The following is a 15,279-nucleotide window of genomic DNA, read 5'->3' on the forward strand; positions in this document are numbered from 1 at the left end:
CAAACCTTGATATATAAAGGTGTAAGTGAGTTAGGTTTGTTTGACTTTTATATAGTATAAGTCAAAAGATTATTTGAAATAAAATTGAGGAGATTTATTATGGTTAAATTGCAACAGCTACCTGTAAATTAATAGACTTAGATTATAAAAGGATTGAAACTAAACTTGCGCGCGTTGCCAATCCAATAGCTTCATAATTGAAGAAGACTAGCCAAGCTAATTTAGCCTAGCTAGTCTTTTTTTCTATGTTTTAACAACCCATACCAGGGGAAAATGGTCTCCCTACTGGGAAAAACGGGCTCATACCTGGGGAAAATCGACGCCCTTCATTAAAACGCATTGGAAAGTTGACGGGGTCAAGCCCCACGAGCAGATACGTTCTACCCTGGCACTGCTATAATAAAACCATTTAAAAAATGGTCAACCAGAAGTATCTGGCTGACCTTATAATACGAACGGAGCAGGTTAGTTCAATATAAATTTATTTTACAAATAGATATAAGGGACCGTACGTTCGTGTTATAATTTATCTGATTATACTGACAAGGTGGATAATTTTGAAATTAAAGAACATCCACATTGAAGAACGAATGAAACATTATAATGTACAAGGTCTAAGTATCACATTGCTTGAGGGTGGTGAAATTAGTGGAACAGAAAATTACGGCTTATTAGAAGTGGAAAGCGATAGAAAAGTGAATGAAAATTCTATTTTTAGTGCGTGTTCAATTAGCAAGTTCTTAACAGGAATACTTGCTATGAAGCTAGTAGAGGAAGGACTTCTTGATTTAGATGATGATGTAAATGAAAGTCTTGTATCGTGGAAAGTACCAGAAAATGATTTTACTAAAAATAAAAAAGTGACATTAAGGAACTTACTAAGTCATCAATCTGGAATTAAAGACCCTGAAGGTAGTTATTATGAACTGAATTCGAAAATAGGGGTTCCTTCGATGATTGAATTATTAGAGGGGCAAACTCCATATTGTAAAACTCCTATTGACGTTAAGTGTGAACCAGAAAGTGAATTCCATTATTCGGATGCGGGTTTTTGTATCATTCAGCAACTGATAGAAGATGTTACTGAAAAACTGTTTCATAAAGTTATGAATGAGCAAATATTTGAACCATTAGGAATGGCAAATAGCCAATTCAATACAACAATGTTGGAAGTGGATAGACAAAATTTTTCTTGTGGTCACAACAAAAACGGTGAATTAGTAGATGGGAAATATCCTATATATCCTTATCCAGCGGCTTCTGGATTATGGACAACTTCTCTGAATTTAGCTGAATTAGTTCTTGAGTTAATGAATGCTGTAAAGGGAGAAAGCAAGGTTGGTATTTCGGAAAGTTTAGCAAAAGAAATGATAACCTCACAAAGAGGTAAAAGTTGGACTGGATTAGGTGTGTTTCTTGAAGGCTCAGAAAAAGAAATAGAAATTACATCACTTGGTTGGGGAGTGGGTTTTCAATGTATGATGGTGGCGTTTCCGTATTTAGAGAAAGGTGCGGTCATAATGACGAATGCAGAATTAGGTGTTCATCAAATGGAAGGTCTTATAGGAGAAATATATAAATCTCTTTTATCTTAAAAAGTGTTAAGGGAGGAGAAATATGCAGATAGCCTTAGCAAATCCAGCTCATATATCTGAAGTTGTATCGTTCTTCAATGAAAATTTAGAACGCAATAACAGTGCTGTCTATTCTGAAGAGTTTTTATGTCCTCTTGGGGTTAAAGCAGCCATAAGAAGAAAGCAAATGATAGTGGCAACAGTAGAAGGTCAAATAGTGGGGGCATTTCGGTTTTACCGAAAAAAAACACAAAACAAAATTTCTTTGTATCAATTTGCGATAAGCGAGGTTTATCGTGGTCAAGGGTTGTTAAAAAAGATGTTTAAAACGATAAATGATTTACCTATTGTTGCACTATGTCCGACTGATTCCGATTTTAATGAATATTATTATAAAACAGGTTGGAATTTACAAGAGCAGAGTGACGAGTTCAGAATCTGGGTTTTTAGTAACCCTAATTAAGTTTTGTGAACTTCTTCACTTAAAGTAACGGGTGCTTTACTTAAAGACCATTGAGCTGCTTGGACGGCTCTTTTGTACTAATGGTGCGGTTTAGTTGAATAAGAGTAGAGAAGTTTTTATGTCACATTTGGCACAAATTGTTAGTAATCCGTTTAGTAATCTGGTACAAAATCAGAAATAATCGCTAAAACAACAGACTTTTCTATTTTCAAATAATAAAGTAGTTTAATAATCAAGTTCTCTGATTATGATCATATTTAAGGAAGTTATTACCTTAAATATGATTTTTTATTTTATAAAAATTGGGGTTTATTTATGTATGGCAAAAAGAAAGAGTGGATGAACAGAAGAAAAGATGCATGTTATAAAAAGGAAGGAAGAGGTAAGGGGAATTTAAGTGAGTATACCCTTTGGCTAAATGTACAAGATTTCTCTCCTAATGAAATGTGACTAGATTAAATGCTTGGAAGACTAAAAGGCAACATGAGTTTTTTTAAAATTTGGAGAGATGAAATTCAACGAACTTGATTGGGCTGTAGCATTACATCATATAATTCCTTCTTCCTTCTCCAACTGCATAAATAGTGAATGATTCCCTCAAAGGCCGTATGAGACCATCTTTTTTACAATTAATAAATTTGTAAGAAATGAGTAAGAAAAAAGAGAAGATAGATTCTTACAATTAAAGTATAAGATAAAAGGAGGTATTAAATGAGTTATATATTAAAAACAAATCTGCTGACTTTTGCTTATGTATACTGCTAAACAAGGACTACAAGGGGCACATTTGTTCGAAATAAGCAATGAAATCGATTACTTATCTAAGGAGGCAATTCTTTTATGAAAAATAAATTATCTGGGGTGTTAGCTGCTACATTAGCGTTAACGATGAGCCTACCAACAGGAGCGATGGCGTCTTCTAGCAGTCAGACTACGGTTGTAGTTAGCCAAGAAGTTGCTAGCCAAGAACTGAAAAAGATTGTGGCAGAGAAGGCTACTCTACTCACGAAGTCCTATGAGACGACTAGCGTGCAGTATGCGCTAATTGATAATGGCAAACTTATTTTGTCGGGTCAGACAGGCAAGAACGATATGAAAGGGAAACAGCCACTGACCAAAGATACCTTATACGGGATTGGTTCAGTCAGTAAAATGTATGCAGCGGCAGCTGTGATGAAATTGGTCGACGAAGGAAAAGTCGATTTGGATGCTCCTGTCGTCCACTATGTTCCTGATTTCAAGATGAAGGATGAACGGTATAAACGCATTACGCCACGTATGCTGTTGAACCACTCCTCCGGCTTGCAAGGTACTGGGTATGGCAATACATTTTTATTCAAAGATAATGATACCTATGCCCATGATAACTTGTTGCAGCAATTGGCCAACCAGCAATTGAAGGCGGATCCTGGCGCGTTCTCTGTATACTGCAACGACGGTTTTACGCTAGCCGAGATTATGGTGGAAAGAGTCAGCGGTATGAGCTTTACCGAATTTATACATCAACGGTTTACAGAACCCTTAAAGCTAAATCATACGAAAACGCCGCAGGACAAATGGGAAGACGATAAGCGAGCTGGTCTTTATTTTCCAACGTTCCAAGGGCAGCTTCCTACTGAATCGGTGAATGTGATTGGTACGGGAGGGATCTCTTCCACAGCAGAAGATATGGTGCGATTCTCACAAATATTTATGGGACAGGAAAAAGGAATCCTCTCTGATAAGGCAGTCAAGGCGATGGAGCAAGAGGAATATAAAAAAGGAATGTGGCCAGGGGATGGAGATAATACCTTCAACTATGGTCTTGGCTGGGATAGTGTGAAACTATATCCATTTAGTGAATATGGGATAAAGGGCTTGGCTAAAGGCGGCGACACGGGACTGCAACATGCTTCACTGGTAGTCCTTCCTGAACAGAAGATGGCAGTGGCTGTGTTGTCATCAGGCGGTAGCAGCTCTACAAATCAACTGATGGCGACTGAATTACTGCTCGCAACCCTTAAAGAGAAGGGCACAATTAAGGATATCAAGCCGAACAAATCCTTTGGCAAGCCGGTCAAAGCCAAAATGCCTCAAGAAGTAGAAAAGAAAGCGGGTTTTTACGGCAATAGTTTCAGTCATTTCAAAATAGAAATTACGAAGAATGGAGAAGTGATCTTACCATCTAATCCAGAAGAAAAATATGTATATACTGCGAATGGAAGCTTTATTAATGAGACAGGTACCTCCAAGCTCAACTTCGTTACAGAGAAGAATAGACGAACATATTTGAAGGAGAGCACATTTATATCGTTGCCAGGTTTAGGGCAAACAGCGGCTACTCAATATTTAGCCGAGAAACTAGAAGACAATGTGCTATCGAAGGAAACCGCTGCCGGATGGGCGAAGCGGGAAGGCGTTAAGTTCTATCTCATAAACGAGAAATATAGTTCTGCTCAATATTTCCTACCAATGATGCTTACAACACAAATTAATCGCAATGAGGGTTTAGAGGGATATTGGAACGGCAGAAAAATTACAGGCCCAAATACGGCCGCACATCAGCTCCAGATCCCTGTGATGACAGGCCGTGATACGACGGAATCTCGTTTCTATACAGAAGGCGGTAATGAATATATGGAGATGTCCGGATTGTTATACGTAAGTGGATCCAACATAAAGCCACTTGATATAGGCCAATCATCCAAAGTTACGCTACAAGCAAATGGGCATGCGAGATGGTTTACGATCCCACAAGCGGTAGCCGGGAAAACGATGACTGTGGCGTTGCCATCGAAGAGTTCGTTCGCGGTGTATGATGAGAATGGTGTATGTGTCAATTTTACTGTTGTGAGTGGCAATAACAAAGTAAAACTACCGAAGAACGGAACGGTTGTATTTGCTGGAGCGCCGAATTCGGAATTTGCAATCACGTTGAACTAGCTACAATTCAAGAAGGATTTCAATAAAACCAGTACGACACCGAAAAGGTGTTTTGCTGGTTTTGTTTGTATTACGCATTATCTTTACAAAAAGGCTTACTGAAGCTATATAATATTGAAATTTCCAAATTTTATTTTGGTCGGCTGGATTACCGAAGATTAAAAGTAAAAAATTATCATTTGTTATGATTAGTTTGGGATTGAATGTAATCGCAACTCCATTGGCTTTATTTATGGGTGGAATGGCATCAGCCTCCCCGATCAGCACTACAAATGATTTTTGGGCAGGATTTCTCTTCATCCGTCATCAATCACAAAAAAGTACAGCGAATCATGAAGGAATTGGACTTAAAGTGTGTGAAATTCGTTCGTAAATCTCGTTATAAACCGTACAAGGGCAAGGTGGGCAAAGTCGCAAATAATCGATTAAACCGCCGTTTCAATACGCCAAACACTTTACAAAAACTGGTGACAGACGTAACAGAATTCAAGTGTACAGAAGATGAAAAACTTTATTTAAGTCCAATTATGGATCTCTATAATGGCGAAATTATTGGGTTTAGTATGTCTAAACGCCCAACATTGGATTTCGTATTAGAATCGCTATACCAAGTTCTGCCAATCATTCAGAACCAAGCTACATATCGTACAACGATTCATTCGGATCAGGGCTGGCATTATCAACATAATTCATGGGTGAAAACATTACGGCAAAATAAAATTTTCCAAAGCATGTCTCGCAAAGCGACGTGTGCAGACAATGCGGCGATGGAAAACTTCTTTGGCATACTCAAACAAGAGATGTATTACGGTGAGATATTATTCTCATATGAAGAATTGAAGAAGAAAATCGAACGATATATCGACTACTATAACAATGAACGTATTAAACAAAAACTGGCTGGCATGAGTCCAGTAAAATACCGAACTCAAGCCAGCCAATTAGCTACATAATAAAAACTCTACTTAAGGGGTTACTCCCCTGTGGAGCTAGCCTAATAAATTAGAGTTCGATAGAACTCTTTACTTAGGAATCCTCCACTTCTAAACGAAGTGAAAGTGGGGGTAGTTCAATCAATAATTCCAATTTCTAGAGCCTTGTGGACAGCTTCTTCCTTGTTACGCACTCCTAACTTTGAGTAAGCTGTTGAAGCATAGTTCCTGACCGTACCATTCGATAAATATAGCCTTGAAGCTATCGTATTGTATCGAAGTCCTTTTGCTACTAGCTGCAATATTTCTATCTCCCTAGCTGTTAGCTCATAAGCGGTTGCTTTTGATTGTGGTGTCTCTTTTTGCTCATCAAACTTCTCAAATATTTTGTGAGACATCCCCTGATCAATCAGTGTCCCACCTTTGTGAATAAGTCGGATCGTATTAGCTAGCTCCAACATTTCAATAGATTTGAGTAAAAAACCATCCGCACCGTTGCGAAGCGATTCTAACGCCTGTTCGGTATCTTGAAACGTTGTAAAAATCAATACGCGGATATGTGGCCATTGTTGCTTAATCTTTTTGGTTGCTTCGATTCCATCCATGTGCTGCATATCTAAATCCATAAGTATAACGTGGGGTTGAAGGCGCCCACACAAATCGATGGCTTGATTGCCATCCTCAGCCAAACCGACTACATTTAAATCTTCATATCTATCGAGTAGTGTCCTCAAACTTTCTCGAACAAATGGCTGGTCGTCTACAATTAACAAACGAATAAGTCCATCTTTTATTTCAATTTGTCGCGGTATGGTACATGTAACAAACATTCCTTCCTCTGGCTTTGTATATACAGACAAATGCCCCTGCAAATTCATTGCCCGTTCTTTCATCGCATTCATACCGAAGCCTTCCTGCCATTCTACATTTCCTTTTCCGTTATCTTGAACTTCTAACCTCGTATATTGTTGTTCAAACTGCAATGAAACTATAATTTCAGTCCCCTGACCATGACGTACTGCATTTGTAAGAGATTCTTGTAAGCAACGAATGAATGCGATCTTCGCTTGCTGAGACAGTTGATATTCCTCTCCGAATGTCCTAAAACTTACATTTACCTGAGCGTGCTCCTGAAATTCGGCTCCAAGATTTTGTAGAGATTGAATCAAGGAAGACGATTGACACGGAGAATCCATTTGATGTAGGTAACCTCTCACGTCCTCGATGCTTTTACGTCCCATTTCAAGCAAAGAATCTAGCCTCTGTATACCCATTTCAGTAGCAAGTTCGGTACGCAACGTTTCCATCCCCATAATAATAGAAGTATAAGCGTGACCAACTGTATCATGAAGCTCACTCGACAGTCTGTTCCGTTCTTCTGCCAGTGTAATGCGTTCAATCTGAGACATATATTGCTCAAGTACCGCGTTTTGTTTACGAATCGCTTCATTTTGCTTATGATTGACGATTAATAAATGGAAAGCGAAGCCCATTACATAAGCGAGTCCATAGTAGGTAACCAAAATCCAATAGCTATTACTTGGCGCAACCGCATAGAGAATTCCAGTTGTTATAAAAACTGTTGTTGGAGCTGTCCAATAATAGGACAAATGCTTACTATTCGCAGCAATTAGAAACACCGATATAAGAAATGTGATGTAAGCTTCCGGAAATAATGAGGTTAAATATATACATAGTCCACCATATAGCAGTATTTCTGTGAACAAATAATATTTATAATTGAATAGTAAGGTTACCCATGGAATCGAGAAGGCAACAACCTCCCAAAAAATAATAATCCAAAGTGGCAATGTTAAACTATCCGGAAAATCTAATGTGTTTATGGCGATAGAGATACTAGCAAGTATACGGACTCCTAACATAATCCAATCGTACCAAACCCAATACTTAACCATATCTAACAAGTCATTTACCCCCTAAATAGCCTACCTTTTTACTTCCTATATTATAAATTAATCCTTCATACATTGTTATAATTTTTAATTTTACACTACGATTCTCTCACAGAAGGCAAACTTCTATCGATTTAGTTGCCGAATCATGCTACGTGTATAGCCCCCAATTTTCTTTGTCAAACCATCTACTATTCTACTACTTATGGTGATAAATACTATACCCATAGACATTACAAAGAGTGACTTGGCAAAAGTATCTATCTGTATGAATATAATATTCATTTCGATGTAGCGATACAGTAGTGGTGCGAACAGCAACATAAGTGGCATTATATAAAAAATGGTTGCACAAATGAGACTAAAAATGCCAATCACAAATTTCTGCATTAACCAATAGACAGCAGACCAATTGCGACGATCGGTAAGCACTAATTTCACCTGAGCCCAGTTCGATGTATCTATTGTTATACTTCTATCATAAGAGTCTGTTGAAATATCTGTATAAATTTTCGTCTGTATGCGCTCGAATTGGATAAAAGGTGTAGTAGTCTGTAGTACGCGTATAACTAGTGGAATCCCAATTACCGTAAATGAAAGGGTGAAGCTGAATAGCAGAGCTATTAGATAAAAACAAAAATAAAACAATCCTGTAACGAAAGTTAGCAATAAAAAATAACCATTCTGGATGAATCTTGATTTCATAAAGTTCATCGCTCCTATCTATGTAATAACCGAATTGTACTGCTTTTTTTGTCATTCTCACTAGTGTAAAAGTGTCATATGACATTTCTAAATGATGCTAAAAAGGGGAGAGTAACCTACTTCTGGTTAAAAAAAGATGCTTTTATTAACCTCCACCAAACAATCCCGTTCTTGCAGATGCAAGAACGGATTGTTTTGTACTTTTATTTAATATGAGATGGACTTGTTTTTCGAATATGAAAAATAATATCAAATTGCTCAAGCAATGACTTATCAAAGTATGCCGATTCGTTCGGTACGAGTCGTCCCCCTATACTTAGTAATGGTCTTTTTGCTTTAACCCATTTCTCTGCTGGTCCTTTAAGGTGACGGTTATCCAATAAAAACATTTTATATGGTACTTTTCCGAGGATATAATTGAAACTATTTACATCTTGTGGAATCAGATCCGTTATAATCTTATCTGCGGTGTCGTTGTATAAGGTGAAATTCCCCTCCGTAGTTGTACTGCCAATTGTGACATAATTATTGTCTAAACGTTCCTTCAAATACTGCCCCGCAACATAAGGGTATAATTTCTCATCGATAATTCCTTTAGCTATATGAACATTGTGTCCCCATACCATCGTTTTACCACCCAATGTCTCTTGTGCCCACATTGCATGATCGGCCAAGTATTGCTCATGTAGCTTTAACATACTTGGATAGTCGTTAGGAATTAGCATTGTGGTAAATTTCTCTATTGCACTTGCCGTTGCTTTCGCCCAGATGTACTCGGGTGAAGCTATTTCTGTGTTGGCTTGCTTATTCTCATCTTTTAGTAATTGAGCTACTCTCTCAGCGTTTGCCTTGAACTTTTCTTTTATTTCAGGAGCAAGGTCCATATATTCCTGTGTACTTCCATTAAAAGCCGACAATTCTTTATAATTTTCTTCTACTTCTGCCAGCAAATCTGGTCGATGCAGCCTTACATAATCAATTACTTTATTAAAGCAACCTTGGTCCAACTCCTTTAAGTCGAGCCCAATAAATTGGATCTTTTTTTTATTGGATGGATCAGCATTATAATCTTTCATCCACTCAATCATGGCTATAATTTCATCAGTAGGATATAACAAGTTTAAAAATTCCCTAGGGTTTCCTTTTCCTGTTTGGATATATTCATTTAACTTTAAGCCGTTTCCCCAATCTTCTTCCATTGTGAAATTTGTAAAACCCATCTCAGTAACCAAATATTTCACAAGTCGAAACTTCATAGTGAAAATTTCAGAGCTTCCATGAGTATTCTCTCCTAATCCTACATATTGTGCGCTCCCAATCATCTTCTTAAGTGGTTTTAAATCCTCAAATGATTTTGACGGCTCTATCGTTTTTAATGGGTAAGCCTGTGATTGTATTGATTTAACTATATTTTTTTGGATTGATTGGCCTGAATTTTCGACTGCTACTTTTTCGACTGCTACTGTTTGAGCCTTTCCTACTTCTCCACATCCTGTGACTAATAAAGCTGTACTAACCATTGCAATTATTCTTTTCTTATTCATTTTTTTCCACCTCAATTGAATTATTTGTAAAAGCAAGATTGATTCATGTACTTGCACGAATCAATTGCCTTAATTCAATTGTTATCAATCCCATATCATATTTTCTAGTTACATATTGTCATAAGGTTAATTGACACAGGTCATAGGCTAATCATTACACTTTTGTACCATCGGCTATGACAACTCTGTAAAAATTGCACAAATTTTAATGAAGCTAGACGAAATCGATTGGCTTGCGACTGGAGATTTAAAATATTTGAAGGGTGCCTCTGGTACAAAGATTTTAGTAAGTGATATTTTAAATTGTTTAAAGTAAGATAGTAGTAAGGTATTTCACAATAAACTCAACTAATCTGATTAGTTGAGTTTTATGTTTTTATTAAAAAGCTACTAAAATATTTTAAAGAAGATGTGATGACTAATGGGGAAAATCGCTATTTTAGCTGAAAAACCATCTCAAGCAAGAGCTTATGCAGACGCATTTAAAATTAAACAAAAAGAGAAAATATTTATTGAATTGGAACCTTGTTCTACTTTTCCTGAAGGTGCAGTAATTACCTGGGCAGTTGGTCATCTTGTTGAATTAAAGGAACCAAAAGAATATCAAAAGGAATGGGAGAAATGGTCGCTTGAATCATTACCTATCATCCCACAAAAATTTGAAGATAAAGTTGTCTCTAAAATGTATTCCCAATTTAATGCAGTAAAAAAAATCTTTAGTGATCCGCAAGTAACAATGATTTATAACTGCTGTGATAGTGAACGTGAAGGTTCAAATATCTTCTACTCACTTTTAAAAATGACAAAAGTAAATAAGCCTGTTAAACGATTATGGATCAATTCATTAGAAGTTGAGGAAATTCGAAAAGGTTTTAATAATATGCAAAGTAATGAGCGTGATCTTCTCATGTACCAAGAAGCAAAAACACGTCAAATTAGCGATTGGTTAGTAGGTATGAACTGTAGTCGCCTATATACACTATTTTTACAAAAAAAGGGCTTTAAGGGTAGTATTTCTATCGGACGTGTGCAATCGCCAACCGTATACTTAATTTATAAAAGACAACAGGAAATCGAACATTTCAAGCCTGAAAGTTTTTATGAAATTGAAGGGGTTTTTAAAGCACAAAATGGTGTATATAAAGGAAAAGCAAAGTTAAAAACAAAAGAGTGTGCAGAGGCTGTGCAATTATTGCAACAACATGGGGTTGAACCGATGGATACAGGTCTAATTACGAGTGTAACGAACAAAACGAAGCGTATTGCACCACCCAAACTACATGCGTTATCAACATTACAAGCCTCCGCCAATAAACGTTGGAAATACAGTCCGTCGCATGTGTTGAAACTTACGCAATCACTTTATGAGAAAAAGCTCGTTTCTTACCCTCGTACCGATTCACAGCTCATTACACATAATGAATTTGTCTATTTAAATGAATCATTGGCAAAATATCAGCAGCTCGTGGGAAAGTCATTTAATGCGATAAATCGTGGGAATAACAAACGCTACGTCGACAGTGCCAACGTTGGGGAGCACTATGCTATTATTCCAACGAAAAAAGTGCCAACAGAAAAAGCATTACAATCAATGAATGCTGATGAACGAAATATTTATTTCGAAATAGTTAATACGACACTCGCCATGTTTCACCAAGATTATGAATACGATGAAAAAACGATACTAACGAATGTCAAAAATTTAGAGTTTAAAACGGTAGGGAAAACAGAACTTGTAAAAGGTTGGAAAGAATTGTTTTCAAGTGAAAAAGAGTTGCAGGAGCGGGAGAAGTCGTTACCTGTCGTATTCCAAGATGAGATGGTACAAAGTAAGGTTTCTATTCTAGAAGGCACGACATCGCCGCCTAGGCCTTATACAGAAGGGCAACTCATTACGATGATGAAAACATGTGGTAAATCAGTTGAGGATGAAGAGGAAATCGAGGTGCTGAAATCGATTGAAGGTATTGGTACAGAAGCAACTCGGAGTGGCATTATAGAGACGATTAAAAAGCATGGATTTATTGAAGTACGAAAAAACATAGTGAGCATTACGCCTAAAGGGGAGCTTTTATGTCGGGCAATTGAAGGAACATTACTTTCAAGTCCATCTATGACTGCAAAATGGGAAATTTACTTAAATAAAATTGGTCGTGGAGAAGGCTCTGCAAAACATTTTATTGAAAGCATAGGCAAGTTTGTTAATCAATTATTAGCGGAGGTACCTAAACAGTTAGAGTCACTTACAATTGAAGCTGAGCAGTTTAAACCAGATGCTGTGAAAGATATTGTGATGTGTCCGACATGTAAAGTAGGAAAAATAGGTTTGCGTAAAAGCTTTTACGGTTGTTCGAATTATAAAAATGGTTGTAAGCAAACGTTCCCAGGAAGGCTATTAGAAAAAAAACTAACTGAAAAGAACATTAATGATTTATGTAAGATTGGTAAAACAGCTGTGGTTAAAGGGTTTAAATCAAAGAATGGTAAACAATTTAATGCGTCACTCCGTTTGGTAGAAGGAAAAATTGAATTTGAGTTTAATGAAAAGTAAAAGCGAATACTTTAGCTGGAAGATGGAGTTTGCTGAAAAAAGGATTAAAAATTAAGTATAGTTTTTTGAAGGTTATTTCAACATAATGTACTTCCAAAATTTATCCTATTTTTATACGAAATAGGTATAATAATCAGATATTCAAAAAAATGACTATGTAATGTCGTTATTGAAATTTGTTTTTATTCGTTACAAGATAAAACCCACAGCGAGAAGCGTAGCATAATAGGTAGACTAAGTTACTATAAATCTTTAAAAGGAGATATGTGATGACTACTATTAGAGAAATTGGAAGCTTATGTGTTACTGATAGAGATGGCTACATTATTAACCATTCAGACTGGAATAAAATCAATCGAATTTTCCTTCCTGTGATATACGATGTGGTTAATACGTATTCCACTCATCTTCAAGATGGCTTACATAGTGTATACATAAGGGGATCCATTCCAAAAGGGATAGGTATTGAGGGCGTGGCTGACTTAGACACAATAGCGGTTACGAAGCAAAACCTTAATAAACCGCAGTTAAATCGGTTAAAAGAAGTAGAACAAGAATTAACTCAAAAACATACTTGTGTAGATGGTATTGAACTAAGTTTTTACTGCGTAGAAGATATTTTAAATACGTCATCTTTTTCAATAAGTAGTTTCATACTCAAAACCCATGGAATATGTGTGTTTGGAGAAGACTTGATACCTCAATTACCAAGATATAAAGCAAACGAAGCTTTAGCAAATGAGCACCTAATTCATTTACAAGGTCAAATTAAAAATGCCTGTGAAGATCTTCAAGATAATTCTGATATAGAGGATATTAAAGATTGTTGCAAGTGGATTATGAAAATTATAGTAAGAGCAGGACTTGCACTTGTCATAACCAAGGAAAATATATATACAAGGGATTTATACCCTGCTTATAAATTGTTTTTGGAACATTTTCCTGAAAAGGAAAAAGATATGAAAAAGGCACTTGAATATGCGATAACACCCATAATAGATACAAACGTATTGTTATCGTTTTTAAATGAATTTGGAACGTGGATGGTTAGTGAAGCTGATAAATGGCTACAATTCTATAATCCCAATAGAGAATTAAACATGAAACTATTATAACTTCCGAAATCGAATTCTCGTTAGCTGCCACAAATGGAATTAGTTTTGTTTTTTTAGCCTACAGACGAATTGATTCCACATGAAAAAAGGTAATCACATCATCATATGTGATTACCTTTTATATCATATTTACGATAAAAAAATCCATTTGAGATTGAACATTTTCTACTTATGTTCCTCTACTATCGCACCCGATCACTTTTGTTTATTGATTTGACTTTAAATTTTTTCCAATATATTGAACGATCTTGCGAAGTTCAGTAGATGATGGGCGTCCAAATGGACTTGTTTGTTTTTGTTGATATAGTAGTTGTCCATTTTCATCAACTAGGAAATAAGCTGGCTCTCCGTGCGTGCCATGATCCTCATATGGCGCATCTTCACCGTGATAAAATACATCGTATGCTTGTAATGTTTTTAACTCTTCATCAGCTAAGACGGTAAAAGTAAGGTTATGCTCATCAACCATTTTCTTTAAATTTTCCAACTGATCCGTTGAGATGGTAATTAGATGTATATTCTTGCCTTCAAAATAACTTTTGCTTTCCTCAAGCTCTTTTAAGTCATGAAGACAAACAGGACACCATGATCCTCTGAAAAAGATAATAAGATGCCAACTTTTATGCTGGCTTTGATGGGATACAAAAGAGAATTCCCCTCCATTCACTGCTGGAAGAGTGAAATCAGGTACTCTGTCACGCAAATTAAATGTAGACATACTTATCCTCCTTAAAATTGAAAATCTAATGACCACTTTGTATTATTTCCTATTTTAAATTAGATATGTAGAATGAAAAAAACATATACCAAAATTCCGAGGTTCATTGGAGGTAAATCTTCTTCTCTAACAATTTTTATGTCATTCGTTCTTTATTGAAATTTATTTATGTACCCAAGCACAATGTCATTGTTATTTTGACATTTATAAGCATACTTTATTGTTGGATTATTTAAAGACAATATGGCAAACTGAATACGAAGATAAATCTTAACATGATTCATTGGCACCTAAAGACATAAGTATCTTTACTATGGAGATGTTCCACCAGGAATGCTAATAAACTAGTTTTTAAATACGATAGTTAGGCCGTAGAAATATTGGAGGAAGAAAAATTGAGCAAAAGGAGATCAGTTGGATTAGAGTTGCGCACATTATCGCTTTTAATGAGAAGACAATTGGACCATACCCTAATGGAAAAAGATAATCTTACTGCCATGCACGGTTGGACGATTAGTTACCTTTACAAAAATCGAGATACAGATGTGTTTCAAAAAGATTTTGAACGAGAATTTTCTATTCGCAAATCAACAGCGTCTAGAATACTAAAATCCATGGAAAGTAATGGTTTGATTACTAGGCAAAATGTTCCCTACGATTCAAGATTAAAAAAAATTGTCTTAACAGAAGATGCGTGGAAAATACATGACAGTATCATGACTCGTAGAACAATGCTTGAACAAAAATTATTAACAGGTATCCGGGAAGAGCAACTTGAAGTTTTTTTTGAAGTGATGGATGCCATGAAAGAGAATCTGGAATCTTGATGAAGATGCTATTTT

General features: G+C 36.2%; 12 protein-coding genes. 7 read left to right on the plus strand and 5 right to left on the minus strand.

Annotated features, from left to right (window positions below; all coding sequences use genetic code 11):
• Positions 1–557: 557 nt before the first annotated feature.
• The 3 genes from ACIQLB_RS08315 (at position 558) to ACIQLB_RS08325 (ending at position 4,959) form a co-directional block, all read left to right on the plus strand.
• The gene (locus ACIQLB_RS08315; RefSeq protein WP_400723643.1) at positions 558–1,595 is read left to right on the plus strand and encodes a serine hydrolase domain-containing protein; all 1,038 of its coding nucleotides are present in this window, start codon (positions 558–560) and stop codon (positions 1,593–1,595) included.
• Between the two features lie 22 nt (positions 1,596–1,617).
• Positions 1,618–2,037, plus strand: coding sequence for a GNAT family N-acetyltransferase (locus tag ACIQLB_RS08320; protein ID WP_400723646.1), 420 nt, complete (start codon positions 1,618–1,620; stop codon positions 2,035–2,037).
• Positions 2,038–2,877: 840 nt separating this feature from the next.
• The gene (locus ACIQLB_RS08325; protein WP_400723649.1) at positions 2,878–4,959 is read left to right on the plus strand and encodes a serine hydrolase domain-containing protein; all 2,082 of its coding nucleotides are present in this window, start codon (positions 2,878–2,880) and stop codon (positions 4,957–4,959) included.
• On the opposite strand, the gene ACIQLB_RS08330 is transcribed toward ACIQLB_RS08325, so the two are convergent.
• Positions 4,960–5,259: a hypothetical protein gene (locus ACIQLB_RS08330; RefSeq protein ID WP_400724063.1), complete on the minus strand. Its 300-nt coding sequence runs from the start codon at positions 5,257–5,259 to the stop codon at positions 4,960–4,962.
• Here ACIQLB_RS08330 and ACIQLB_RS08335 point away from each other — a divergent pair.
• The gene (locus tag ACIQLB_RS08335) at positions 5,232–5,912 is read left to right on the plus strand and encodes an IS3 family transposase (protein WP_400723652.1); all 681 of its coding nucleotides are present in this window, start codon (positions 5,232–5,234) and stop codon (positions 5,910–5,912) included. The genes ACIQLB_RS08330 and ACIQLB_RS08335 overlap by 28 nt on opposite strands.
• Before the next feature lie 116 nt (positions 5,913–6,028).
• On the opposite strand, the gene ACIQLB_RS08340 is transcribed toward ACIQLB_RS08335, so the two are convergent.
• The 3 genes from ACIQLB_RS08340 to ACIQLB_RS08350 form a co-directional block, all read right to left on the minus strand.
• On the minus strand, positions 6,029–7,816 hold the full coding sequence (locus tag ACIQLB_RS08340) for a response regulator (RefSeq protein WP_400723655.1): 1,788 nt from the start codon (positions 7,814–7,816) through the stop codon (positions 6,029–6,031).
• Positions 7,817–7,930: 114 nt separating this feature from the next.
• A complete protein-coding gene (locus ACIQLB_RS08345) occupies positions 7,931–8,509 on the minus strand; it encodes a sensor domain-containing protein (RefSeq protein WP_400723658.1) in 579 nt (192 codons plus the stop codon).
• Between the two features lie 203 nt (positions 8,510–8,712).
• Entirely contained in the window at positions 8,713–10,053 is a 1,341-nt protein-coding gene (locus ACIQLB_RS08350; RefSeq protein ID WP_400723661.1) for an erythromycin esterase family protein, read from the minus strand.
• Between the two features lie 421 nt (positions 10,054–10,474).
• Between ACIQLB_RS08350 and ACIQLB_RS08355 the strand changes: the two genes are divergently transcribed.
• Together ACIQLB_RS08355 and ACIQLB_RS08360 are read left to right on the plus strand one after the other, a co-directional pair.
• Entirely contained in the window at positions 10,475–12,604 is a 2,130-nt protein-coding gene (locus ACIQLB_RS08355) for a type IA DNA topoisomerase (RefSeq protein WP_400723664.1), read from the plus strand.
• A gap of 269 nt (positions 12,605–12,873) precedes the next feature.
• Positions 12,874–13,719 (plus strand): nucleotidyltransferase, encoded by an 846-nt coding sequence (locus ACIQLB_RS08360; RefSeq protein ID WP_400723667.1) that lies wholly within the window; start codon positions 12,874–12,876, stop codon positions 13,717–13,719.
• A gap of 205 nt (positions 13,720–13,924) precedes the next feature.
• On the opposite strand, the gene ACIQLB_RS08365 is transcribed toward ACIQLB_RS08360, so the two are convergent.
• Positions 13,925–14,437, minus strand: a complete 513-nt coding sequence (locus ACIQLB_RS08365) for a peroxiredoxin family protein (protein ID WP_400723670.1) — start codon at positions 14,435–14,437, stop codon at positions 13,925–13,927.
• A 380-nt stretch (positions 14,438–14,817) separates the two neighbouring features.
• On the opposite strand from ACIQLB_RS08365, the gene ACIQLB_RS08370 reads away from it, so the two are divergent.
• Positions 14,818–15,264 (plus strand): MarR family winged helix-turn-helix transcriptional regulator, encoded by a 447-nt coding sequence (locus tag ACIQLB_RS08370; RefSeq protein ID WP_400723673.1) that lies wholly within the window; start codon positions 14,818–14,820, stop codon positions 15,262–15,264.
• Positions 15,265–15,279 lie beyond the last annotated feature (15 nt).

It is taken from the genome of Lysinibacillus sp. NPDC092081, assembly GCF_044755845.1.
Classification (GTDB): Bacteria; Bacillota; Bacilli; order Bacillales_A; family Planococcaceae; genus Lysinibacillus.

Bases quoted from the DNA above. Each gene is read 5' to 3' on its own strand.
- ACIQLB_RS08355 (WP_400723664.1), top strand. From the start codon at position 10,475: ATGGGGAAAATCGCTATTTTAGCTGAAAAACCATCTCAAGCAAGAGCT.
- ACIQLB_RS08325 (WP_400723649.1), top strand. From the start codon at position 2,878: ATGAAAAATAAATTATCTGGGGTGTTAGCTGCTACATTAGCGTTAACG.
- ACIQLB_RS08350 (WP_400723661.1), bottom strand. From the start codon at position 10,053: ATGAATAAGAAAAGAATAATTGCAATGGTTAGTACAGCTTTATTAGTC.
- ACIQLB_RS08330 (WP_400724063.1), bottom strand. From the start codon at position 5,259: ATGAAGAGAAATCCTGCCCAAAAATCATTTGTAGTGCTGATCGGGGAG.
- ACIQLB_RS08335 (WP_400723652.1), top strand. From the start codon at position 5,232: ATGATTTTTGGGCAGGATTTCTCTTCATCCGTCATCAATCACAAAAAA.
- ACIQLB_RS08345 (WP_400723658.1), bottom strand. From the start codon at position 8,509: ATGAAATCAAGATTCATCCAGAATGGTTATTTTTTATTGCTAACTTTC.
- ACIQLB_RS08320 (WP_400723646.1), top strand. From the start codon at position 1,618: ATGCAGATAGCCTTAGCAAATCCAGCTCATATATCTGAAGTTGTATCG.
- ACIQLB_RS08365 (WP_400723670.1), bottom strand. From the start codon at position 14,437: ATGTCTACATTTAATTTGCGTGACAGAGTACCTGATTTCACTCTTCCA.
- ACIQLB_RS08360 (WP_400723667.1), top strand. From the start codon at position 12,874: ATGACTACTATTAGAGAAATTGGAAGCTTATGTGTTACTGATAGAGAT.